Genomic DNA, 23,300 nt, shown 5'->3' on the forward strand with positions numbered 1-23,300 from the left:
CTGCACCCCGCTGCCGCCGGGTCGCAGCGCGAGCGCACCGAACACCACGTCGTGGGTGTCGGTCGCTCGGTGCGCCGGGGTGGACACCCCGGGTCGGACGGGTGTCTGACTGGAGGGCGTCGGTGTGGAGGACGTCTGGGTCGACGTCGTCGCTGTCGGTGTGATCGGGGCAGAAGTCATGGCGGTGGTGGTCATTTCGGCCGGGGTCGCGTCGATGCGCGACTCGAACTGGGAATCGGTCACTGGCGTCTCGAGCAGGGACGGGTACGGGTCAGCCGAGCAGGCCGCGCTGCTGCGCGGGCCAGGCGGACACGTCGAGACCGTGTGTGGCGAACATCGCGAGCGCGATGCGCTCCATCCCGAAACCGACGCAGGCGCTGTGCGCGACCTCTCCGTCGGCGGTCGCGATCGTGAACGTCTCCCCGAAGTGGTCTCGGTGGCAGTTGCACGACACCACGGCCGTCCCGTCGTCGAGATCGCCGTAGAGCGACACCACGAGTTCGGTCTTGAGGTTCTCGTCGAGTTGGTTGGCGGCCAGCATCTTTCCGGCACGCCCGAAGAACGGGTCGTTGGCCGGGACGTCGCGGGCGGCGAGGCCCAGCTGGTCGAGAACGGCGAGACCGCGGGGTACCCAGCTGTCGCGGTGGTCCTCGGCCTGCTGCGGCGAACCCACGATCACGAACTCGTGCATGCGGAACGCCTGCATGCGCGCGGGATCGACGGCGGGCTCGTGACGGAAGCAGTAGCCGTAGACGTCCATCAGCACGCCACCGTCGGGCAGGGTGCCGGTGAGGGTGGAGTAGCTCGGATGGCAGGCGGCGGAGACGAGCATCGTTCCCGCCGAGGCGAGATGGTGATCCCAATCGGCACCCGACTCCCGGTCGGCGAGCAACGCGCGATGCGCGCGGTTGTCACCGGTGAACGTCGAGATGGCGCCGGTCAGGTTCGGGAACGACGCGATGTAGTCGGTCTTCTCGAACGACTCCCGCGGGAACACCGGTGGGAACCGCAGCCGGCGTGGCGCGTCGGCGTGGGCGGCGCGACCCGCGGCCACGACGACCTCGTCGATCGCGTCGATGACGTCCTCGAACATCGCTCCGCGCCCGTAGAGGCCGTCGATGCCCGAGGGCACCAGCAGTCCGGCGTCGATGAGATCGTCACGGAACTGAGCGCGTGCGCGGTCGAGTTCGGTTGTGGCGGTTGTGTGTGGGGCTGTTGTCTGTGGGGTGGCGGTCTGGGTGGGTTCGACGGTTCCCGGTGTGGTCGTCACAGTCATGTCCGTCACCCCCGGTAGGCCAGCACGAGCTGGGCGTTGTTGGCGCGGATGCGGTCGTTGGACACCATCAGCTGCGGGCCGAACGCGTCACGGAGCAACCGCCCCATCGACGCCGGGTGGTCCTCGCGGTACCCGCTGATGCCGCAGAGCTGCAGGGCACCGATGACGACCTCGACGATGGTGGTGGACGCGTCGAGCTTGAGATTGTTCATCGCGAGGGTGAAGCCGACCGTGGTGTGCTCCTCCCCGCTGGCGAGAAACGCCTCGTAGCGCTCGATCTCGCGGGCCACCGACGACACGAAGCGCTGATGCACCACGGTGAGATCGGCGAACTTCACCGCCTGCGGGGGCGGCGAGCCGGCGGGAGCCTTGCGGGCGGCCGAGCGGACCTGGGCGCGGGCCTTCGCCATCGCGGCGTCGGCGATGCCGAGCCACACCGAGGCCCACAGGGTGTGCGAGGCGGGAAGCATGGTGTGCGCGGAGATGGTGGCGTAGTCGGTCGGCAGCACGTGGGCGGCCGAGGTCTGCGCGTGCAGCTGGAAACCGGGGCTGCAGGTGCCACGGAAGCCGAGGACGTCCCAGGTGCCGGTCTTCTCGAGCCGGGTGTCGGCGCGCGGACACGCGACGAGGACCTGGTCGTTGCTGGGGCTGTCGGGGGTGCGCCGCGCGGTCGCGAAGACGTAGTCGGCGTACTCGCCGTAGGAGATGACCGGCGCGTTCTTGTCGAGGACGACGGTGTCCCCATCGACGATCACCGCGCAGGTGGAGCTGCCGACGTCGCCGCCGGTGGTGATCTCGGTGGTCGCCGAGGCGAGAAGCGCGTCGGACTCGGCGATCTGACGGGTGAGTTCGGCGGCCGCACCCGACGTCGCGTGGAAGCGCAGCGACAGTGCCTGGGTGTGGTGCATCGCGAAGATCATCGCCGTGGAGCTGCAGACCGCGCCGAGCTTGCGGCCGATGGCGCAGAGGTCGGTGATCGACGTGGAGCGTCCACCGAGTTCGGCGGGCAGCGAACAGGACAGCAGTCCCGACGAGCGCATCTCGTCGACGGCCTCGAACGGGAAACGTGCGTGGCGATCGACGTCGTCGGCGTGGGCGGCGGCGACCGCGACCGTGCTGGTCGGATCGGGTGCCTCGACGGCTTCGGACGTGCGTACAGCGGTGATTGTCACCGAACTTACCCCCCCGGGTGATCGGAAATATTGATCTGTGGGCCGTGCACATCGGCGACATCGGCTGTCGACCTCGGCGATAGTGAACGTCTCCCCAGCGCGCGTGGACCCGACGCGTGGTGCTGCGGTACGTTCCCGGGTACGGTATCGCAAAGGTCGAGGTTTGACGAGTTGCAGATCCCTCATCGAGGGTGAGGCGATCAGCACATTGCGCGACCCGAACGACGTCACACGGGACGGGGGAGTCCCGACGTCACACTGCACCGGCCGGAAAACCCGGCCGGACAACTGCTTTCGCGGCAGCAACTCTTCTAGGGGGAAGAACACGATGCAAGACCAGATCCGTCGTATTCTCGTGTCGCACGGGAAGATGTCCGTCGACGCCATGTCGGTCGACAGCTCTGTCGATCTCTATGAGCTGGGTCTCACCTCGCACGCGAGTGTGAACGTGATGCTCGCGCTCGAGGACGAGTTCGACATCGAGTTCCCCGACACCGATCTCAAGAAGTCGACATTCGCGACCGTGGACAACCTCGCCGCGGTCGTCGGGAGGCTGGTACCGGCATGACCGCCGCGCCGATGGTCATGTCGGCGGGGCTCGCCGAACCGGAAGATCATGTGGCGCACCGGATCCACACCGACGCCGAACGGATCTGGCCGGAGACCAACTGCTACGTGGACCTCTGGGTCGAGACCCTGCACCTGCTCGGTCACGACCCGGTGCCCTCGTTGATCTCGGTGTTCGCCGCCGACCACGACGGCGGACAGTGGACGTTCATCAAACCCGAGCAGTACGACCTGCGCGTCCTCTACGGCATCGAGGTCACCGAGGAGGCCCTGTGGCGTCCGGTGCTCGACACCGTCGAGAGCGGTCCGGCCCGCGGGTTGATGCACACCGTGGAGGTGGACAGCTGGTGGCTGCCCGACACCGCGGGCAGTGACTACCGCAGCGGTCACGTGAAGACGACGATCGTGCCGCTGTCGGTCGACCGTGACGCGCGAGAGATGGTGTACCTGCACAACGCCGGAGCCTTCCGGCTCGCGGGTGAGGACTTCGACGGCGTGTTCGGTCTCGGATCGGGCGTGCATCCCGAGTTGCCGCCCTACACCGAGCAGATCCGCCGCACCGTCACCCCGGCCGCGCCCGACCGCGCGCTCGAACTCGTTCGTGCCCATCTCGATCGGCGCGCGCCGGGCAACCCGGTCGACCGGCTCGCCGACTCGGTCCGCGACGCGGTCGGGTGGCTGCCCGACGCCGGCCTCGAGACCTTCCACCGGTGGGCGTTCGCGACCCTGCGGCAGTGCGGCGCGACCGCCGAACTCGCCGCCGACGTGGTCGTGTGGCTCGAGTCGCAGGGTGCCGCGGGCGCCGCCGCGGCGCGGGAACCGTTCCTGGAGGTGGCATCCGGGGCCAAGTCGGTGCAGTTCCGGATGGCGCGTGCCGCCCGCGGCCGCGCCGCCGATCCGAGCGAGACGCTCACCGCGATGGCCGAGGCGTGGGGCGCGGCACTCCACATCGTCGACACCTCCCTGGGGTGAGCGCCGTCGCGCCGACGGTGCCCGACGGTCTGCTGGTGGCGACCGCCGCCGGTGCCGTCACCGAACCCACCGGCCTCACCGACGACGTCCTCGCCGCGGGGGTGCCGATGTCGCCCCCGACGGTGGTCGACGCCGTCGACGGATGGCGGACGATGTGCCCCGCGGCCACCGGAATCGACGACCTCGACTGGTGGTTCGTCACCGACGCCGAGTTCGGCGCGGACACACGGATCGTGTTCGAGGGACTGAGCTTTCCGGCGTCGGTGTTCGTCGACGACGTCGAGGTGGCGACCGTCGCGTCGATGTTCCTGCCCGTCACGGCGACGGTCGGTCCGGGTCGGCACCGCATAGCGGTGCGATTCGGATCGATCACCGCGTGGGCGTCGAGCCGGCGTCCCCGCGGACGGTGGCGGTCGTCGCTCGTGGCGACCCAGGGGCTGCGGTGGGCGCGCACCACGTTGCTCGGCCGCGCGAAGGTCTACGGCGATGTGCCTGCACCCGTGGGGTTCTGGCGCGGCATGACCCTCTTCGACGCTCCGGCGGTCGCCGGTGTCGACGTCCACGCCGACCCGGAGACCGGTGTCGTCACCGTGACGGGCCGCTGCCTCGACACCGGCGGGGGCGATGTCGACGCGGCCGCGGTGACCGTACGTCTCACCGATCCCGACGGCCAGACGATCGAGACGACGGTCGAGGTGACCGACGGCAGGTTCGTCACCGCTCTCACCGTGACGCGTCCCCAGCTCTGGTGGCCGCATGGGTACGGCGGGCAACCGCTGTACCGGCTGACGGTGGGCACCAGCGACGGGCCTGCGCTCACGAGGACCGTCGGCTTCCGGACCCTGACCGTCGACACCGCCGACGACGGGTTCACCCTCGTCGTCAACGGTGTCCCCGTCTTCGCCCGCGGCGCGGTGTGGACCCCGGTGCGTCCCGGGGCTGTCGCCGACGTGTCCGCCGCGATCACGCGACGCCTGCGACTGCTCGCCGATGCAGGCGCGACGATGGTGCGGATCCCGGGGGGACTGCTCCCCGAGGGCGACGAGTTCGCCGACGCCTGCGCCGAGAGGGGACTGCTGATCTGGCAGGACGCCATGCTCGCCACCTTCGACCCGCCCACCGATCTCGACGACACCGTGGTCGCCGAACTCGAGGCGATGGTGCGTGCGGTGTCGGGCAACCCGGCGATCGCCGTCGTCAGCGGAGGCAGCGAGACCGTGCAGCAACCGGTGATGCTCGGCCTCCCGCGTGAGGGACGGACGATGCCCCTGATCGAGACCACGTTGGCGGCGCGTGCCGCCGAGTACGGTCTGCCCTATGTCGAGTCGTCGCCCAGCGCCCCGCCGGGCAGCGACGCGTTCCCGCTACGACCCGACGCCGGTGTCAGTCACTGGTTCGGGGTCGGCGGGTACCGTCGCCCGGTCTCCGATGTCGTCGGTGCCGACGTACGTTTCGCCGCAGAGTGTCTGGCTTTCGCCATCCCACCCTCGCCCGCGGCGGTCGAGCGGCACTTCGGCGCCGCGGCGGCCGCAGGGCACACCCCGGAGTGGAAGGCCGCGGTCCCCCGCGACCGCGGATCGGCCTGGGATTTCGAGGATGTCCGCGACCACTACGTCGCCGCGCTGTTCGACGTCGAGCCGACCGCGGTCCGCAGCCGTGACCCCGAGCGCTATCTGCAGCTCGGGCGTATCGCGGTCGCCGAGGCCATGGCCGCCTGCCATGCGCACTGGCGCCTCGATCCCCGCTGCGGCGGTGCACTCGTGTTGACCGCCGCCGACACCGTGCCCGGCGCGGGGTGGGGGCTCATCGATGCCGACGGCGACCCCAAACTGCCGCTGTCGGTGCTGAGCCGGGTGTGGGCGCCTGTCGCGGTGGTGTTGCGCGACGCCGGACTCGCGGGCATCACGGTCGACGTCGTCAACGACACCGGCCTGCCACTGGTCGGGGAGCTGTCGCTGTGTGCGACCACCGATGGCGGTTCGGTCGTCGCCGAGGGCGTCCGTGCGGTCACGGTCGACGCGCACGGTTCGGTGCGGTTCGTCGACAGCGAGATCACCGGTGTCTTCCGCGACCTGTCCGATGCGCACCGTTTCGGTCGGCGCACCGCCGACGCCGTGGAGGTCGTCCTGAGCGTCGACGGGACGCCGCGGTGTCGGGAGGTGTTCGTGGTGCGCCCGGCCGCGGAGAACGTCGTGGTCCCCGCCGGGGCCCTCGAGGTGTCGGCTCACCTCGTCGAGGGTGAGTGGTCCCTGCGCCTGGAGTCGTCGGTCACCGCGCGGTGGGTCGAGATCGACTGCCCCGGATGGACGCCGGCCGACTCGGTGTTTCATCTCGCCGCCGGCCGCCCGTATGACGTCGCGCTCACCGCCGCGTCCGACGCCGATCTCGATCGAGGTCCGCGGGGCCGCGTGCACAGCCTCGACCTCTCGGCGCCGGTGTCGGTGGGCCCGTGAGCGGGTCCCGGATCGCGCTGGTCCACGAGCGGCTCACCGAGATCGCGGGCAGCGAACACGTCGTCGAGCAACTCGCGGTGGAGTGGCCCGAAGCGCACCTGCGGGTGCCGATCGCCGACCCCGACGCCGTCGTCGACGTCCTCAGGGGCCGAGTCGACGTGTCGCGTCTCGATGTGCTGCACAGGGCGATCCGCCGTCGTACGTATGCACCGCTGCTACCGCTCGTGCCGACAGCACTGCGCCGCAGCGACTTCGGTGACGTCGATGCCGTCGTCATCAGCCACCACGCGTTCGCCGTGTCGGCCGCCCACGCCGCCGGGGACATCCCCACCGTCGCCTACGTCCACTCCCCGGCCCGATGGGCATGGGACCGTGAGATGCGCGCCGGTGAGGCCTCGGGTCCCGCCGGGCGGGCAGCGCTGGCGGCCCTCGCGGCGGTGGCGCGACGCGCGGAATCCGGTGCGGCACCCGAGCTGACGGCCGTCGTCGCGAACAGTACCGAGGTCGCCGACCGCATCGAGAGGTGGTGGGGCCGCGAGGCGGTGGTGATCCATCCGCCCGTCGACACCGAACGCTTCACGCTCGACCCCGGCGCGACACGGGAGGACTTCTTCCTGCTCGCCGGCCGTCTCGTGCCCTACAAGCGCCCTGATCTCGCCGTCCGCGCCGCCCGCCTCGCCGGTGTGCGCCTCGTCGTTGCCGGGTCGGGTCGGTGGCAGACGTTGTGTGAGCGCCTCGCCGGACCCGAGACCACCTTCCTCGGCCGTGTCGACGACGCGGAGATGACCCGGTTGCAGCAGACCGCACGCGCGCTGGTGATGCCCGGCGTCGAGGACTTCGGCATCGTGCCGGTGGAGGCCATGGCCTGCGGCACCCCGGTGATCGCCGTCGCCGAAGGCGGTGCGCTCGACACGGTCGTCCCCGGCGTCTCGGGGACCCTCGTGCCGAACGGCTCCGACGACGAGGTCGTCGCGCACCTCGCCGAGGCGATGGCGTCGTTCGACGACGGCGCCCTCGAACCGGCCGGCATCGCCCGTCATGCGGACACGTTCTCGCGCAGCGCCTTCCGGCGGTCTATGCGCACACTGGTCGACTCGGTGGCGCGGTGAGTCACGCACTCGGATGCGACCTGGTGGCACTGTCCGACATCGCCGGGTCGGTGGAGGCCTTCGGTGAGCGTTTCCTCACGCGTGTGTTCACCCCGGACGAGATCGCCGCATCCCACGGTGACACGGCCCGACTCGCGGCGCGGTTCGCGGCGAAGGAGGCGGTGATCAAGGCGCTGGCCATCACCGACGAGGCGACGGTGCCGACCGAGATCGAGGTCGTCGGTGCCGGCGCCGTGCCTACGCTACGACTGCACGGGGAGATGGCACGCCGAGCGCGGACGCTGGGGTGGGGCGAGACGGTGCTCACCCTGTCGCACACCGACTGTCACGCGATGGCGGTCGTGCTCGCCGAGATCGGCTGACCGCGCTGCGCGACCCGCCGGCGTCAGGAGCCGGTGCCGCGCAGCATCGCCTTGAAGGTCAGCAGGATGATCTTGGCGTCGAGCCAGATGCTCCAGTTCTCGATGTAGAAGTTGTCGTAGATCGCACGATCGTCGATGCTCGTGTCGCCGCGCAGGCCGTTGATCGCGGCCCAGCCGGTGAGACCGACGTTGACGCGGTGTCGGTGCTGGTACGACGGCACGGTGCTCTCGAACTGCTCGACGAAATGCGGCCGTTCGGGGCGCGGACCGACCAGAGACATGTCGCCGCGCACCACATTCCACAGCTGCGGCAGCTCGTCGATCGAGGTCTTGCGCAGGAGACGTCCGATGGCGGTGAGCCGCTGTGATCGGTCGGGACTCCAGTCGACGTCGGAGGTCGCCGCCGACACCGGTCGCATCGACCGGAACTTGTACAGGTTGAACAGGGTCCCGTTGCGGCCGGTGCGTTGCTGTTTGAAGATGACCGGACCACTGCGGTCGGTCACCGCGATGACGAGCGCGCACGCGAGCAGGACCGGCGACACCAGCAGCAGCATCAGTGACGAGACCACGAGATCGACAAGACGTTTGGCGTGCCAACACCATGCGCGCTGTGCACTGCGACGGACGTGGACGAGCGGGACGGTGTGGACCCGGTCCATGTCGTTGGTGAGGTGCACGAACTCGAACAGACGCGGGACGATGAAGATCTCGCAATCGAGGTCGTCGCACTGGCGCAGCGGGGCCACGTAGCTCTGGTCGGTGGTGCGGCTGAACGCGACGATCACCGTCTCGACGTCGTGGCGTAACACGATCTCGCGCAGGTTCTCGACACCGTTCGTGACGGGCGTGCCCCACTCGACGATCTCGGGCAGAGGATCTTTGTCGACCACGATGACCGGTTCGAGCCCGAACTCGGGGTGTTGCTCGAGGTTCTGCAGGATCTTCGAGGCGACCATGCCGCCGCCGACGATCGCGGTACGCGAGCGCATGGCGGGGCTGCCGCGGCGGCGCGCGCGGACGATCCCGTAGTAGACGACCCGCACGACGAACAGCACCGATGCGACGCCGAGGGCCTCGGCGCCGGCGCGCAGGATGGGTGTCGTGGGATCGAACACCACGACCACGGCGAGGGTGGCGAGCACGCAGAACCCCGCGAGACGCGGAAGTACCTCCAGCGCTGAGGCGTTGAGGCGCGAGCGGTAGAGCCCGCCGGTGCCCAGCAGGGCGATGAAGACCGCGGCCTCGGGTACGGGCCATCGCTGCTGCGTCGCGACCGCGAGCAGGAGGCCGACGATGATCAACTCGCAGACCACCAGGACCGCATCGATGCGTTGTCGGCCGAAACCGACCCGACGTACGCGCCGTGGCGGTGTTGTGACCTCGGTCACGCCACGAAAATTCCTGACGCTCATGAATCCCCCAAAACATGGACTGCGTGACCCGACGAGGCGGGCCACCTTCCCCCTGGAACGCACGTGTCCCCACACGAACCGCGTTGCCGGTTACATCTTGTCACAGATTCACTAGTGAGAATGTCCAGTGTGGAGTGAAGTGCATGACTCGCCACAGGAGTACGAACACACCACAGTCGTTCCCGACGTCCGATTTATCCGATACCGTTGCGTACCCTCCCGTCCTCGACACCTCGGAGAGCTGCGATGTTCCGCCGACACCCGACCGTCCCACCTGCGATCAGGGCCTACACGCCCGACGACGTCGACATGGTTGTCGCCCCGGTCAATCCGGCGTGGATACGGTCGGGGTCACCCGTCGCACGTGAGGCCCGGTGCGACGCGAGCCGCGACGGGAGCACCACCACCTGGGTGTGGGACTGCACGGCTGGGGTCTTCGACTGGTACTTCCCGGCCGACGAGACGGTGCACATCATCGATGGCGCGGTACGGGTCTCGGCTCCCGGCTGCGCATCCCGCGTGCTGCACCCCGGCGATTCGGCGGTGTTCGCCGCGGGAACCTGGGCGCTGTGGGAGATCCCGGTCTACGTGCGCAAACATGCCGTTCTGCGGCAACACATCCCGGCGCCGATCCGGTTCGTCATGCGCGTCCACGGACGCCTGACCCGCCGCGATCCGGGATCGCCGCCCGGGCTACTGCCGGTAGCCGGAGAGAAAGTTGCCCAGTCGTTCGACGGCGTCGACGAGATCACGCGACCACGGCAGCGTCACGATCCGCAGATGATCGGGCGTCGGCCAGTTGAACCCGGTGCCCTGCACGACCAGGATCTTCTCGCGTAACAACAGATCCTGCACCAAGAGTTCGTCATCGTGGATGTCGTAGTACTCGCGGTCGATCTTCGGGAACGCGTACAGCGCACCCATCGGCTTCACACACGACACCCCGGGGATCTCGTTGAGCTTCTGCCACGTCACGTTCCGCTGTTCGAGCAACCGGCCACCGGGTTTCACGAGGTCGTCGATGCTCTGATAGCCGCCGAGCGCGACCTGGATGGCGTGCTGGGCGGGCACATTCGAGCAGAGTCGGGTCGACGCGAGCAGCGACAGCCCTTCGATGAACCCCTTCGCGTGGTCCTTGGGTCCGGTGATCGCCACCCATCCCGCGCGGTACCCGCACACCCGGTACGCCTTCGACAGGCCGTTGAACGTGAGACACAACAGATCCGGGGCCAGTGACGCGATGTTGATGTGTTCGGCGTCGTCGTAGAGGATCTTGTCGTAGATCTCGTCGGCGAGCACCAGCAGCGAGTGCTTGCGTGCGAGATCGACGAGTTGCGTGAGGATCTCACGCGAATACACCGCGCCGGTCGGGTTGTTCGGGTTGATGACGACCAGGGCCTTGGTGCGGCTGGTGATCTTCGCCTCGATGTCGGCGATGTCGGGATTCCAGTCGTTCGCCTCATCGCACAGATAGTGCACCGGCTTTCCGCCACCGAGCGCGGTCATGGCCGTCCACAGCGGGTAGTCCGGCGCCGGGATGAGGACCTCGTCGCCGTCGTCGAGCAGCGCCTGCATGGTCATCGTGATGAGCTCGGAGACGCCGTTGCCGAGGAAGACGTCGTCGACGTCGAAGTAGGGGAAATCGGGGATGGTCTCGTAGCGGGTGACCACGGCGCGACGGGCCGAGAGGACGCCGGCCGATTCGGAGTAACCCTGCGAGTAGGGCATCGCGTGGATCATGTCGCGCATGATGACGTCGGGTGCGGCGAAACCGAACAGGGCCGGGTTGCCGATGTTGAGCTTGAGGATGCGGTGTCCCTCGGCCTCGAGGCGTGCCGCGTGGGCGTGTACCGGGCCACGGATCTCGTAGCAGACGTCGCGGAGTTTCGCGGACTGCTCGAGCGGCTTGAGGGTGGTGGTGACGTGGGGTACGCGCGGTCTGCTCACCGATCCATGATCGCACCCCACGCAACGCGATAAACGCCGTGGGCGTCGACCCTGCTCGGTCAGGGGAGTGCGTCGGGCGGGGTGATCGATCGAGCCGGCTCGGGTCGGCCGAACAGGTATCCCTGCGCGTGGGTGAACCCGACCTCTCGCAGCAGCGTCACCTGGGAGCGGTCCTCGACCCCCTCGGCGACGCTGATGATGCCGAGTTCCTCGGACAGTCGGCAGACCGTCTCGACGATGCTCCGTTTGGTCGGGTCGCCCATGTCGGCGACCAGCGACCTGTCGATCTTCGCGACGCTGATCGGGTGGTCGACCATGTATCGCAGCGCGGCGTATCCCGTGCCGAGGTCGTCGACGCAGATGATGCAGCCCAGCGCCGCGAGTTCGTGGATGGTCGTCGACGCGGGGGAGTCGGTGGTGATCATGTCGCGTTCGGTCACCTCGATCCACAGGGTCCCGGCGGCGACGGAATGCTGGGCGAGGAGGCCCGAGACATGGGCGGCGAGATCGCGGTCGAACAATTGCTGGGAGGAGAAGTTCACCGACATGAACAGCCCGGGATTGTCGCTCTCGGTCTGCCAGACGGCGAGCTGTCGGATGGCCTCGGCGACACCCCACCGTCCGATCGGCACGATCAGCGACGTCTCCTCGGCGGCGTCGAGGAAGGTCCCCGGCAGGCGGACGTGGTTGTCGACGGTCCACCGCAACAGTGATTCGTAGCCGACGACCTCGAGGCCGTCGACGGTGACGATCGGCTGATAGTGCAGCGTGAACGCCTCGCCGACGGCGGTCGCGAGCTCGGCGGCCAGTTCGACCTCGCGCTGCAGATTCGCGATCGACACCTCGGAGGCGTACGCCAGGTGGGCGCCGCGGGTGAACGCCGAGTGCACTGCCGCGATCGCCGCCTGCATGAGGTCGTCGGCCCGGTGGCCACCGGTCGGATCGGTGGTGGATGCGAGCGGGACGTCGCCGGGGAGTGCGACGCCGATGTGGGTCTGGACGAAGTATGCGACGTCGTCGACGTCGATGGTGGTGGCCAGTCGCCGGCTCAGTGCCTTCACCAGATCGTCGAGGTCGGCGCTGGAGGAGCCGAGGAGGATCGCGACGTGATCGGGCGTCGCCCGCACCACCGTGCCCCGGGCGCCGACGAGTTCGGTGAGCGCGGCCATCGTGGCGCCACGTACCGCCGATCCGGTGCCGGGACCGAACGCGGCCGCGATGCGGTCGGCGGCCTCCATCCGGATCGCGACGACGGCGAGGTGCTCATCGGGGATCGCTGCGGCCGAACGCCGCAGACCGGCGCCGAGCGGGCTGGAGCCCGACTCGGGTGAACCGGGCACGCCGTGCTGCGCTGACACGCCGCACCCCTCTCGTCAGCCGATCGCGATGACGACAGCGACGCCTCGCTGCCGATCGTACGTACCGCGAAATCTTAGCCACGTGTGTCGGGACGCGGCCCAACGGAAATGTGCAGATCGACGCAACCAGGTGGGAGTGAGGCCGTGTCGGGCCGCTGCGTTCTGTGCAGTCGGGTGCGAGTTCGTGGCGGGTGGCGACTGCGCGGGCGTCCACGCGGACAGTCGGGATCGATGACGTGACAGGGATCCCGGAAGCGTTGAGCCGCAGACGTTCACGGCGGGTGAGCCGGTCGCCCGCGGTGGTCCTGGTCATCGTCGGGAGGGGTCGCGGCCGGACAGAAGACGAGACCGGTCGGTGCACACTCTCGTGTGCACCGACCGGTCTCGGCTGCTAGGCGATGAACCACTACCCAGGCTCACCTTTTGGTGTTACTCACAACACGGCAGTCGTGGCGTGATCGGGGATCTCAGGCGCCGGGACGCTTCTTCCCCGCTGCGATGCCGAACCCGGCCGACTTCGACGCACCGGTCTCGGTGATGACCTTGGCGTCATCGGCACTGCTGCCGTTCCCGTTCGCCCCGGATCCGTTGGAGTCGGCAGTGCCGTTCGAATCCGCGGTGCCGTTGGTCTCCGCGGTGCCGTTGGACTCGGCGGTGCTCGGCTCGGCCTTCTCGGGTTCGGCCTTCTCGGGTTCCGGCGACGTGGCCGGCGCCTCGGATGTCGCCGGAGCCGAGGCCTTCGCCGCCTGACCCGGGCGCTTGGCCGCGCCCATCCCGAAGCCCTTGGCCTTCGGTTCCGGTGCCGGTGCCGGTGCAGCGGTCTCGGTCTCGGTCTCGGTCGAGGCGGAAGCGGCCTCGCTCGTCGGCTCGGCCTTCGTGGCGGGCTCGGCCTCGGCGGCCGGCGCGGCCTTGGCGGCCTGACCGGGCCGTTTGATCCCACCGGCCATACCGAAGCCCTTGGCCTTGGGCTCCGGAGCCGCGGCAGGCTCGGACTTGTCCGATGCGGTCGCGGCGGGCTCCGCCTTGTCCTCGGCGGGTGCCTTGGGCTCGGCGGCCGGTGCGGCCTTGGCGGCCTGTCCCGGTCGCTTCATGCCGCCGGCCATGCCGAAGCCCTTGGCCTTCGGCTCGGTCGCGGCCACCGCCGACGCCGTCTGGGTGGCCTCGGCCGACTCCGACGACGCAGGCTCGGCCTTCGACGGCGCGGAGGTGTCCTTGGCGGGTGCGCCGGCCTTCGCGGCCTGGCCGGGACGCTTCATCCCACCGCCCATGCCGAGCCCGACCTTGGGCTTCTCCTTCACCGCGGTGCCGGTCGCCTCCGCGGCGGCCTCGGCGGGTTCTGCCGCGGTCGTCACCTCGGTCACCGTCTTGGCCTTCGCATCGGTCTCGTCGAGCGTCGCGGTACCGACGGCAACCGGGCCCAGGAAGCGGCCGCCGCGCTTGATCTCGGCGGCGCCGCGGGTCACCGATTCGAGCAGCAGCTGCGCCACGTCGACGACCTCGACCTTGTTCTCGAGGTCGGTGCCGCTGGTCTTGGCGGTGGTGCCGTCGCTGAGCATCACCTTGCAGAACGGGCAGCCGGTCGCGATCTTCTGGTTCTTCTCACCCGAACCGTCGAGGGTCTCGAGCGCCTCGTCCACGCGGTCGAGGTTGATGCGCTTACCGATCGACTCCTCCATCCACATGCGGGCGCCACCGGCGCCACAGCACATGGAACGTTCGCCGTGGCGCGGCATCTCCCGCAGCGCCGAACCCGAGGCCGCCATCAGCTCGCGGGGCTCGGAGTAGACCTTGTTGTGGCGGCCGAGGAAGCAGGGGTCGTGGTAGGTGACGTCCTCGGCGACGGGTGCGACGGGGATGAGCCGCTTGTCGCGCACGAGCCGGTTCAGCAGCTGCGTGTGGTGGACGACCTCGAACTTGCCCGGCTGCCCGTCTTCACCGGTCACCTGCGGGTACTCGTTGCCGAGTGCGTTGAAGCAGTGCGCACAGGTGACGACGATCTTCTTGGGCTGCGCCGGGGCCGTGGAGAACAGCTCGTCGAGGGTGCCGATGTTCTGCTGGGCCAGCATCTGGAACAGGAACTCGTTGCCCGATCGACGTGCCGAGTCGCCGGTGCAGGTCTCGCCTTCACCGAGCACGAGGAAGTTCACCGCGGCGATGTCGAGGAGCTCGGCGACGGCTTTGGTGGTCTTCTTCGCGCGGTCTTCGTAGGCGCCGGCGCAACCGACCCAGAAGAGGTACTCGAAGCCCTCGAAGGTGTCGACGTCCTTGCCGTAGACGGGGATCTCGATGTCGATCTCGTTGATCCAGTTGGTGCGGTCCTTGGAGTTCTGGCCCCAGGGGTTGCCCTTGTTCTCGAGGTTCTTGAACAGCCCCGCGAGCTCGGACGGGAAGTCCGACTCGATGAGCACCTGGTAGCGGCGCATGTCGATGATGTGGTCGACGTGCTCGATGTCGACGGGGCACTGCTCGACGCAGGCGCCGCAGTTGGTGCAGCTCCACAGGGTGTCGGTGTCGATGACGCCGCCGGCGCCCTCGCCCTCGCTGGGGCCGACGAGCGGACGCGCGGCCTCGGCGCGTGCGGCGGCGGGGATCTTGTCGAGCCGAGCCTGGTCGACGTTGCCGTCGGCGTCGACGAGTCCGACCTCGTCGCCGGCGGCGTCGGTGCGGCCACCGGCCAGGAGGTAGGGCGCCTTGGCGTAGCCATGGTCACGCAGCGAGGTGATCAGCAGCTTGGGCGACAACGGCTTACCGGTGTTCCACGCCGGGCACTGGCTCTGGCAGCGCCCACACTCGGTACACGTGGTGAAGTCGAGCCAGCCCTTCCAGGTGAAGTCCTCGATCTTGCCCGCGCCGAAGGCGTCGACATCGGGGTCGGCCTCTTCCATCACCAGCAGCTCGCCGCGCGACATCATCGGCTTGGCCGCACCGAGGGCGACGCCGCCGTCGTCCTCACGCTTGAAGTAGATGTTGAAGAACGCCGAGAAGCGGTGCCACGCAACGCCCCACGTGATGCGACGGCCGACCACGGCCAGCCACACCATGCCCGACAGCAGCTTGATGGCGGCGAAGATCGACACCAGCAGCGGGCTCTCCGGGAGGAGCTTCGCGACCTGCATCGTGAAGAAGTCCGAACCGACGTGGCTGTGGTGGTAGGTCGCGATCTTGCCGGCCTTCACGAAGATCATGCCCAGGCCCTCGAGCAGCACGACGGCCTCGACGAAGTAGGCGGCGCCGAAGTTCGAGCCGCTGAAACGCGACAGCCGCTCGGGGGTGCGCGGGTGGTTGAGCTGGCGGATGATGATCAGCGTGACGATGCCGACGACGGTGCCGATGCCGAGCAGCTCGTCGAGCAGGTGCCACACGAAGGTGTCGCCGAACAGCGGCCAGTGGAACTCCGGGTTGAACGTCTGGCCGTAGGCCTCGAACCACAGCAGTGAGCCGACGACGAAGCCCATCATAACCAGCCAGTGCGCCCAGCCGACGGTGCGGAACTTGACCATTCGCGTGTGGGCGACGAACTCGACCATCATCTGCGTGAAACGGGGGATGACCGGCGTCAGCCGGGTGGTGTCGCGCTGTCCCTGGGCGATGGTGCGGATCATCTTCCACACACCCGAGAAGAACAGAGCCCAGCAGCCGAGGCTGATGAGTGCGGCGATGGAGCCGATCGTGATCGTCGTGGCGCTCAAGGCGAGGGGCCTTTCTCTCCAGGGCGATCGCGGCCGATGCCCAGGTGTCCTTGCCTAAACGTTAAGGCCTGTCGGCCGGTGTGCGCAGCGAAGGTTCACCTAAGTTCTCACCTGGGGTGATGTCGGTTACCCGCGAGTAGGTTCGAGCGTTCGCTCGGTACTCTGTCGGTCCGGGCCCACCCACGCCTGATCGCGGCGAAACGGGATTCTCGGACGTCCCGTCAGATACAGCGCGAACGGCATGCGACGCAGCCCCTCGGCGACGACGAGGGTGATCGCGACGGTCAACACATAGACCACGATCGTGGCCCACGGCACGCCCAGGTGCTGCTCGAACCATCCCTTCGAGGTCACGTCGAGGCGCGGCAGGATCAGCAGCTGCAGCACGAGGACGTGGGCGAGGAAGATCGCGAACGATCGGTTCGAGGCGTAGGCGACGACGCGGTTGAGCCGTGGGGTGCGGTCGCGACGATCCGACCAGCGCACGGCCACGCTGTAGAGCGCGGTGATGGCGAAGAAGATGAAGGGCTGCAGCGTCGGGTTGAGCGCGAAACCCGCGTCGACGGGGCTCATCCCGCTCTCGACGCGCCGGTCGAAGGTGACGTAGGCGAACACCGCGCTCGCGACGAGACCGGCGACGATCCACCAGCCGTGGGCCCGTACCCAGGCGTCGACCCGTTCGCGGTGCACTGCCGCGACACCGCCGAGGAACACGAAGAACTGGTACGGGATGAAGGTCGAGTACGCGTGCCACCAGTTCGTGTGGAGCCAGCTGCCCTCCGGGGCGCTGAGATGGTTGAGCGACCACAGGACGGCGATCTGCACGGCACCGCTGACCGCCAGCAGGGCGAGGTGGTGGCCCCGTGTCGCCCGGACGATGGCCAGGATCACCGGGAACAGCACGTAGAACTGCATGATCACGAACAGGAAGTAGAGGTGGAAGCCGGCGGTGCCCCACGCCAGGCCGCTCAGGAGCGAGTCGAGGGAGAACGGCAGCTGCGACCAGCCGCTCGCCGCGACGACGGAGAACGTCCAGTAGACGACCGACCAGATCACGTACGGGATGGCGACGAGCTTGAGGCGGCGGCGCCAGAACCGGATCGACGCGAAATCGGCCTTGTCGTAGTTGCCGAACATGAGCACGAAGCCGGTGAGGAAGAAGAAGGCGTTGCGTGTGAAGTGCCCCCACATGCCGAGCGCGTTCGTCGCGAACGAGGTGTCGGACGCGTTCGTGTTGGTCAACACGTGACAGAAGATGACCAGCAGGAATGTGCTGCCGCGCAGAAAATCGAGCTGGTGGAGATGTCCCCGACGCGGGCGCGGCGTCGACCCGACGACCGGTGCGGTCGCCCGTCGTCTCGTGGCGTCGGCGAGCGTCGACGTCATCGAACTGCTCGCGCGGGTGGGGTGAGCATCGCCGCGACGCTACCAGTGGCATCGAAAGCGGCCCAGAATCGTGATCTGGGCCACGCGCGCATCCGGTCGGCGGTGTCGTCGGCAGGTGTCATGGACCCCAGGATGGCGGGTGGACCTGTGAGTGAGCTGTCAGACCGGTGCCCGGTTGCTGGCGTCAGGGTGTGGCGCGTGCGGCCGAGACGATGAGGTCGACGACCCGCGGGAACGCCGACGACGTCGAGGTGACCAGCGCGGAGTGGCTCTGCTTCGGAAGCAACAGCAGCCGCGGACGACCGCCGGCGCGGGTGAGGGCCTCGACGTAGCTCCTCGACTGAACGGGTCGCACGACGGTGTCGGCGGTGCCGTGCACCACGGTGATCGACGCCGTCGGGTCGAGGTTCTCGATGGGGTCGACGGCACGGTAGCGGTCGGGCACCTGGCTCGGGGTGCCCCCGAGCGCGCGGATCACGCGGCGGTCGCCGGTGTCGGCCGCGTCCCGCATGTCGAGGGGGCCGGCCAGCGAGATGATGCGGGTCGGGCGCCAGATGGGACGAGCCGGTGACGGTTGCGTGGGAGTCGGACGGCGGGTCCCCGCCCAGACCGCGAGCTGTGCGCCGGCCGAGTGCCCGACGAGGGTGCTGTCGGCGGTGTCGATGGCCGGGTTGTCGGCGAGCACGGTCGGGACGAAGTCGATGCCGGCGGCGACGTCGGTGAAGGTGGTCGGCCACCCGCCCCCGGACCCCAGCCTGCGGTACTCGAGGTTGTAGACCGCGAGTCCGCGTGCGGCGAGGGTGCGCGCGAACGGGCCGAACGATCCCGCCCCGTACCGCGAGTTCCATCCACCGCCGTGGACCAGCACCACGAGAGGGAGTGATCCGCGGGCGTGCGGTCCGGGAGGGAGGAACAGGTCGCCGTAGTCCTGGCGCGGGTCGCCGACCGGGGCGTCGAGGTAGACGTACCTCCGCACGACGACCGCCTGCATCGCCGCGAGAGCGGGCGCGGCCGCGGTACGCGAGGAGTCCTGCGATGTCTCCGTGGCCTCGTTCGCCCGCCCGCCTCCGGCCGTCAGCGGCAGCGTGGCGGCGACGACGACCGCGGTCACCAGGACGACGAGGCCGCACAGTGCGACGATGCCGCGCGGATCGACGATCGACCGGCGGCTGCGGGGGCGGGGACCGGTCATCGGCGCCGACGATACCGCCGTGTGGTGGGAGGTGCCGGGAACAGAATCCGGGTTCACGCCGTTGGACTCCTCGAAACCTGAGTGCGATCGACTCAATGAAGTTGACGACCCGTTCGACGACGGGTAGTAGTTGAGTCATCCGCGCTGAGGTTCACAACGCAGCTATCGGAGAAAGCAACGTCGCGCCCCGCGCGGCATCGTCAAGGAGGCAACAAACATGGCACGTGCTGTCGGTATCGACCTCGGCACCACCAACTCGGTGGTGGCCGTCCTCGAAGGTGGAGAACCCACCGTCATCGCCAACGCCGAGGGCTCGCGGACCACGCCGTCGGTGGTGGCCTTCGCGCGCAACGGCGAGGTCCTCGTGGGTCAGCCCGCGAAGAACCAGGCCGTCACCAACGTCGACCGCACCATCCGCTCGGTCAAGCGCCACATGGGCGAGGGCGACTGGTCGCAGAAGATCGACGACAAGGACTACACACCGCAGGAGATCAGCGCCCGCACGCTGATGAAGCTCAAGCGCGACGCGGAGAGCTACCTCGGCGACGAGGTGACCGAGGCGGTCATCACCGTCCCCGCGTACTTCAACGACTCGCAGCGTCAGGCGACCAAGGAAGCCGGTCAGATCGCCGGCCTCAACGTGCTGCGCATCGTCAACGAGCCCACCGCGGCCGCACTCGCATACGGCCTCGACAAGGGGCAGTCCGAGCAGACCATCCTCGTCTTCGACCTCGGTGGCGGCACGTTCGACGTCTCGCTGCTCGAGATCGGCGACGGTGTCGTCGAGGTCCGCGCGACCTCCGGTGACAACAACCTCGGTGGTGACGACTGGGACCAGCGCATCGTCGACTGGCTCGTCGAGAAGTTCAAGGCGCAGAACGGCATCGACCTGACGAAGGACAAGATGGCGCTGCAGCGTCTGCGTGAGGCGGCCGAGAAGGCGAAGATCGAACTGTCGTCCGGTCAGAGCACCTCGATCAACCTGCCCTACATCACCGTTGACTCCGACAAGAACCCGCTGTTCCTCGACGAGCAGTTGAGCCGCAGCGAGTTCCAGAAGATCACCTCGGACCTGCTCGAGCGCACCCGTGCGCCGTTCCAGGCCGTCATCAAGGATGCGGGAGTCGCGGTTGGCGACATCGACCACGTCGTGCTCGTCGGCGGTTCCACCCGTATGCCCGCGGTCAGCGAGCTGGTCAAGGAGCTCACCGGTGGACAGGAGCCCAACAAGGGCGTCAACCCCGACGAGGTCGTCGCCGTGGGTGCCGCACTGCAGGCCGGTGTGCTTCGCGGTGAGGTGAAAGACGTTCTGCTGCTCGATGTCACGCCCCTGAGCCTCGGTATCGAGACCAAGGGTGGCGTGATGCACAAGCTGATCGAGCGCAACACCACCATCCCGACCAAGCGCAGCGAGACCTACACCACGGCCGAGGATTCGCAGCCGTCGGTGCAGATCCAGGTGTATCAGGGTGAGCGTGAGATCGCCTCGCACAACAAGCTGCTCGGCTCGTTCGAGCTGGCCGGTATCGCGCCTGCGCCGCAGGGTGTCCCGCAGATCGAGGTGACCTTCGACATCGACGCCAACGGCATCGTGCACGTCACCGCGAAGGACAAGGGCACCGGCAAGGAGAACACCATCCGGATCCAGGACGGCTCGGGCCTGTCGAAGGACGAGATCGACCGCATGATCAAGGATGCCGAGGCGCACGCCGACGAGGACCGCAAGCGCAAGGAAGAGGCTGAGACCCGCAACCAGGCGGAGTCGTTGGTGAACCAGACCGAGAAGTTCTTGAAGGAGAACGAGGACAAGGTTCCCGCCGACGCCAAGGAGAAGGTCGAAGCCGCCATCACCGGCGCCAACGAGGCGCTCAAGGGCAACGATCTCGCCGCGATCAAGTCCGCTGTGGAGACGCTGTCGACCGAGTCGCAGGCCCTGGGCCAGGCGATCTACGCCAACGCCGCGGCCGAGGGTGGAGCCGAGGGTGGCAGTGCCACCGCCGGTGGCGCCGACGACGTCGTCGACGCCGAGGTGGTGGACGAGCCCACCGACGCCGATTCGGGTGAGAAGAAGTGACGGCGGATCAGCCGGGCACACCCGAGACGCCGGGCGATCCGGTCGACCTCGGTGAGGTGAACCCGGAGGACGTGTCGGCAGCGGCCGAGGCGGCGGCGAACGCCGATCCCGCCGAGGCGGCGGCTCCGGATGCGGCCGGTGACGACGGCGCGGCCGAGCTCACGCCCGAGGAAGCGCAATCGGAGAAGGAGGCCGAGTTGTTGGCCGACCTGCAGCGACTGCAGGCCGAATACGCCAACTACCGGCGCCGGGCCGAGCGGGAGCGTCAGGGTGCGGTCGAGCAGGGCAAGGCGTCGTTGATCAACGCGCTGCTGCCGACACTCGACGACCTCGACCGGGCCCGCGCGCATGGCGACCTCGAGTCGGGACCGCTCAAGGGTGTGGCCGACAAGATCGCCGACACCCTGAAGGCGCAGGGGCTCAATGCCTTCGGCGCCGAGGGCGATGCCTTCGATCCGGCGCTGCACGAGGCCGTTCAGCACGACGGTGACGGCGCGAGCCCGGTGATCGGGGCGGTCTACCGGCAGGGGTATCGCCTCGGCGATCGCCTGCTCCGGACCGCGATGGTCACCGTGACCGACGGCGCACCGGCCGACGCCTCCGGCGCCTGACCCTCATGTCCCACACCGAACCTCGCATCGTCTCCGCGGTGCGAGGTTCGGCGTAGGGGCACACCATGAACCAACACAGAAAGAGGAGGTGACGCCCTATGGCTCCGCAGAGGGAATGGCTCGAACACGACTTCTACAAGGATCTGGGCGTCGCTTCGGACGCTTCGGCCGACGCCATCAAGAAGGCGTACCGCAAGCTGGCCCGGGAGTTGCACCCCGACGCCAACCCTGGCGACGCCGCGGCGGAGGAGCGATTCAAGCGGGTGTCGGAGGCGCACAGCGTGCTGTCGGATCCCGCGAAGCGCAAGGAGTACGACGAGACGCGACGCGCGTTCGCCGGCGGCCGTTTCCGCGGCAACGGCGCGGGCGGCGGGTTCCCCGGTGGCTTCAGCGGTGGCGGTCGGACCACACCCGGTGCGGGCGCGGACTTCAACGTCGGTGACCTGTTCGGCAACGCCGGTACCACCGCCGGCGGTGACGGCGCGTTCGGTGACCTGTTCGGCGGGCTGTTCAACCGGGCACCCCGGACCGCGACGCGCCCGCGGCGGGGCAACGACCTCGAGACCCAGACGACGCTGTCGTTCCGCGACGCCGCACTCGGCACGACGGTGTCGTTGTCGCTGACGTCGCCGTCACCGTGCACGACATGTCATGGCAGCGGCGCGAAACCCGGCACCAGCCCGAAGGTCTGCTCGACCTGCAACGGTGCCGGCGTGGTCAGCCGTAACCAGGGTGCGTTCGGGTTCAGTGAGCCCTGCACCGATTGCCAGGGGACGGGCTCGAGGATCGACGAGCCGTGCTCGGACTGCTCGGGCAACGGTGTGACCGTGCGGACCCGCACCATCAACGTGCGCATCCCGGTCGGCGTCGAGGACGGGCAACGCATCCGTCTCGCCGGGCAGGGTGAGGCCGGGCTGCGTGGAGCGCCCTCGGGTGATCTGTACGTCACCGTCACGGTGCGTCCCGACCCGGTGTTCACCCGTGTCGGCAACGACCTCAAGGTCGAGCTGCCGGTCAGCTTCGGCGAACTGGTGCTCGGCGCCACGGTGTCGGTGCCGACGCTCGAGGGGACGGTCGGGGTGAAGATCCCGCCGAACACCTCCGACGGCAGGACGCTGCGGGTCCGTGGCCGAGGTGTCACGAAGCGGGCCGGCGGTGCCGGTGACCTGTTGGTGACGGTGAAGGTCGCGGTGCCGAAGAAGCTCGACGACGCCGCCGTCGAGAAGCTCCGCGAGTACTCCGACGCCGAGCGCGCCAGCGGATTCCGACCGAGGGACGGATGGGGTGATCAGTGATGACTCGATCAGGCAGCGGCGTCGGCAGTGGCGGTGACGGGGAGGTCTTCATGATCTCCGTCGCCGCCGAGCTCGCGGGTATGCACGCCCAGACCCTGCGGACCTACGACCGCCTCGGGCTGGTGCGCCCACAGCGCGCCGCCGGCGGCGGTCGCCGCTACTCGACGCGTGACGTGGAACTGCTCCGCGAGGTGCAGCGCCTCTCGCAGGACGAGGGTGTCAACCTCGAGGGCATCAAACGCATCATCGACCTGACCAACCACGTCGACGCCCTGGCCCAGCGAGTGCGCGAACTCGAGAGCGAACTCGCCTCGGCCCGAAACGATCTGCGTCATCGCGGTCACGGAGGCGAACTCGTCCCCGTACCGCGCACCAGCGCACTCGTGGTCTGGCAACCCCGAAGCAAACGCACGCGCTGATTG

17 protein-coding genes and 1 pseudogene are annotated in these 23,300 nt (G+C 68.7%); 10 read left to right on the plus strand and 8 right to left on the minus strand.

Annotated elements, in window-relative coordinates:
* Positions 1–271 precede the first annotated feature (271 nt).
* Both ACLBW1_RS04300 and ACLBW1_RS04305 read right to left on the minus strand, forming a co-directional pair.
* Positions 272–1,276 (minus strand): amino acid--[acyl-carrier-protein] ligase, encoded by a 1,005-nt coding sequence (locus tag ACLBW1_RS04300; RefSeq protein ID WP_447810282.1) that lies wholly within the window; start codon positions 1,274–1,276, stop codon positions 272–274.
* A 5-nt stretch (positions 1,277–1,281) separates the two neighbouring features.
* Complete coding sequence (locus ACLBW1_RS04305; protein WP_447810284.1) at positions 1,282–2,448, minus strand: acyl-CoA dehydrogenase family protein; 1,167 nt, start codon at positions 2,446–2,448, stop codon at positions 1,282–1,284.
* 328 nt (positions 2,449–2,776) lie between these two features.
* Between ACLBW1_RS04305 and ACLBW1_RS04310 the strand changes: the two genes are divergently transcribed.
* Genes ACLBW1_RS04310 through ACLBW1_RS04330 form a run of 5 tightly spaced genes read left to right on the plus strand, consistent with a single transcriptional unit; the run spans position 2,777 to position 7,911 of the window.
* Positions 2,777–3,016: an acyl carrier protein gene (locus ACLBW1_RS04310; RefSeq protein WP_045824496.1), complete on the plus strand. Its 240-nt coding sequence runs from the start codon at positions 2,777–2,779 to the stop codon at positions 3,014–3,016.
* Positions 3,013–3,987 (plus strand): DUF1839 family protein, encoded by a 975-nt coding sequence (locus tag ACLBW1_RS04315; protein ID WP_447810285.1) that lies wholly within the window; start codon positions 3,013–3,015, stop codon positions 3,985–3,987. The genes ACLBW1_RS04310 and ACLBW1_RS04315 overlap by 4 nt, the downstream gene beginning before the upstream one ends.
* Positions 3,984–6,440: a glycosyl hydrolase gene (locus ACLBW1_RS04320; protein WP_447810286.1), complete on the plus strand. Its 2,457-nt coding sequence runs from the start codon at positions 3,984–3,986 to the stop codon at positions 6,438–6,440. Before ACLBW1_RS04315 ends, ACLBW1_RS04320 begins: the two co-directional genes overlap by 4 nt.
* Entirely contained in the window at positions 6,437–7,549 is a 1,113-nt protein-coding gene (locus ACLBW1_RS04325; protein ID WP_447810287.1) for a glycosyltransferase, read from the plus strand. Before ACLBW1_RS04320 ends, ACLBW1_RS04325 begins: the two co-directional genes overlap by 4 nt.
* A complete protein-coding gene (locus ACLBW1_RS04330; protein WP_447810288.1) occupies positions 7,546–7,911 on the plus strand; it encodes a holo-ACP synthase in 366 nt (121 codons plus the stop codon). The genes ACLBW1_RS04325 and ACLBW1_RS04330 overlap by 4 nt, the downstream gene beginning before the upstream one ends.
* Positions 7,912–7,934: 23 nt before the next feature.
* On the opposite strand, the gene ACLBW1_RS04335 is transcribed toward ACLBW1_RS04330, so the two are convergent.
* Positions 7,935–9,302 (minus strand): sugar transferase, encoded by a 1,368-nt coding sequence (locus ACLBW1_RS04335; protein ID WP_447810290.1) that lies wholly within the window; start codon positions 9,300–9,302, stop codon positions 7,935–7,937.
* Between the two features lie 435 nt (positions 9,303–9,737).
* Here ACLBW1_RS04335 and ACLBW1_RS04340 point away from each other — a divergent pair.
* Positions 9,738–9,866, plus strand: a pseudogene (locus ACLBW1_RS04340) (cupin domain-containing protein); the annotation flags it as partial.
* 153 nt (positions 9,867–10,019) lie between these two features.
* Here ACLBW1_RS04340 and ACLBW1_RS04345 read toward each other — a convergent pair.
* From ACLBW1_RS04345 to ACLBW1_RS04365, 5 genes are all read right to left on the minus strand, one after another.
* A complete protein-coding gene (locus ACLBW1_RS04345) occupies positions 10,020–11,273 on the minus strand; it encodes a pyridoxal phosphate-dependent aminotransferase (RefSeq protein WP_447810291.1) in 1,254 nt (417 codons plus the stop codon).
* A gap of 59 nt (positions 11,274–11,332) precedes the next feature.
* A complete protein-coding gene (locus ACLBW1_RS04350; protein WP_447810292.1) occupies positions 11,333–12,631 on the minus strand; it encodes an EAL domain-containing protein in 1,299 nt (432 codons plus the stop codon).
* A 467-nt stretch (positions 12,632–13,098) separates the two neighbouring features.
* On the minus strand, positions 13,099–16,320 hold the full coding sequence (locus ACLBW1_RS04355) for a heterodisulfide reductase-related iron-sulfur binding cluster (protein ID WP_447810293.1): 3,222 nt from the start codon (positions 16,318–16,320) through the stop codon (positions 13,099–13,101).
* A gap of 126 nt (positions 16,321–16,446) precedes the next feature.
* Positions 16,447–17,706 carry an acyltransferase gene (locus ACLBW1_RS04360; RefSeq protein ID WP_447810295.1) on the minus strand — a complete coding sequence of 420 codons (1,260 nt, stop codon included), beginning with the start codon at positions 17,704–17,706 and terminating at the stop codon, positions 16,447–16,449.
* 184 nt (positions 17,707–17,890) lie between these two features.
* On the minus strand, positions 17,891–18,898 hold the full coding sequence (locus ACLBW1_RS04365) for an alpha/beta hydrolase family protein (RefSeq protein ID WP_447810296.1): 1,008 nt from the start codon (positions 18,896–18,898) through the stop codon (positions 17,891–17,893).
* Positions 18,899–19,115: 217 nt separating this feature from the next.
* Here ACLBW1_RS04365 and dnaK point away from each other — a divergent pair, with 217 nt between their 5' ends.
* The 4 genes from dnaK (at position 19,116) to ACLBW1_RS04385 (ending at position 23,297) form a co-directional block, all read left to right on the plus strand.
* Positions 19,116–20,972, plus strand: a complete 1,857-nt coding sequence (dnaK, locus tag ACLBW1_RS04370; protein WP_447810297.1) for a molecular chaperone DnaK — start codon at positions 19,116–19,118, stop codon at positions 20,970–20,972.
* Positions 20,969–21,583, plus strand: coding sequence for a nucleotide exchange factor GrpE (gene grpE, locus ACLBW1_RS04375; RefSeq protein WP_447810299.1), 615 nt, complete (start codon positions 20,969–20,971; stop codon positions 21,581–21,583). The genes dnaK and grpE overlap by 4 nt, the downstream gene beginning before the upstream one ends.
* Before the next feature lie 98 nt (positions 21,584–21,681).
* Entirely contained in the window at positions 21,682–22,878 is a 1,197-nt protein-coding gene (gene dnaJ, locus ACLBW1_RS04380; RefSeq protein ID WP_447810300.1) for a molecular chaperone DnaJ, read from the plus strand.
* Positions 22,878–23,297, plus strand: a complete 420-nt coding sequence (locus tag ACLBW1_RS04385; protein ID WP_447810301.1) for a heat shock protein transcriptional repressor HspR — start codon at positions 22,878–22,880, stop codon at positions 23,295–23,297. The genes dnaJ and ACLBW1_RS04385 overlap by 1 nt, the downstream gene beginning before the upstream one ends.
* The last annotated feature ends 3 nt before the right edge of the window (positions 23,298–23,300 follow it).

The sequence above is a fragment of the Williamsia sp. M5A3_1d genome (assembly GCF_053345315.1).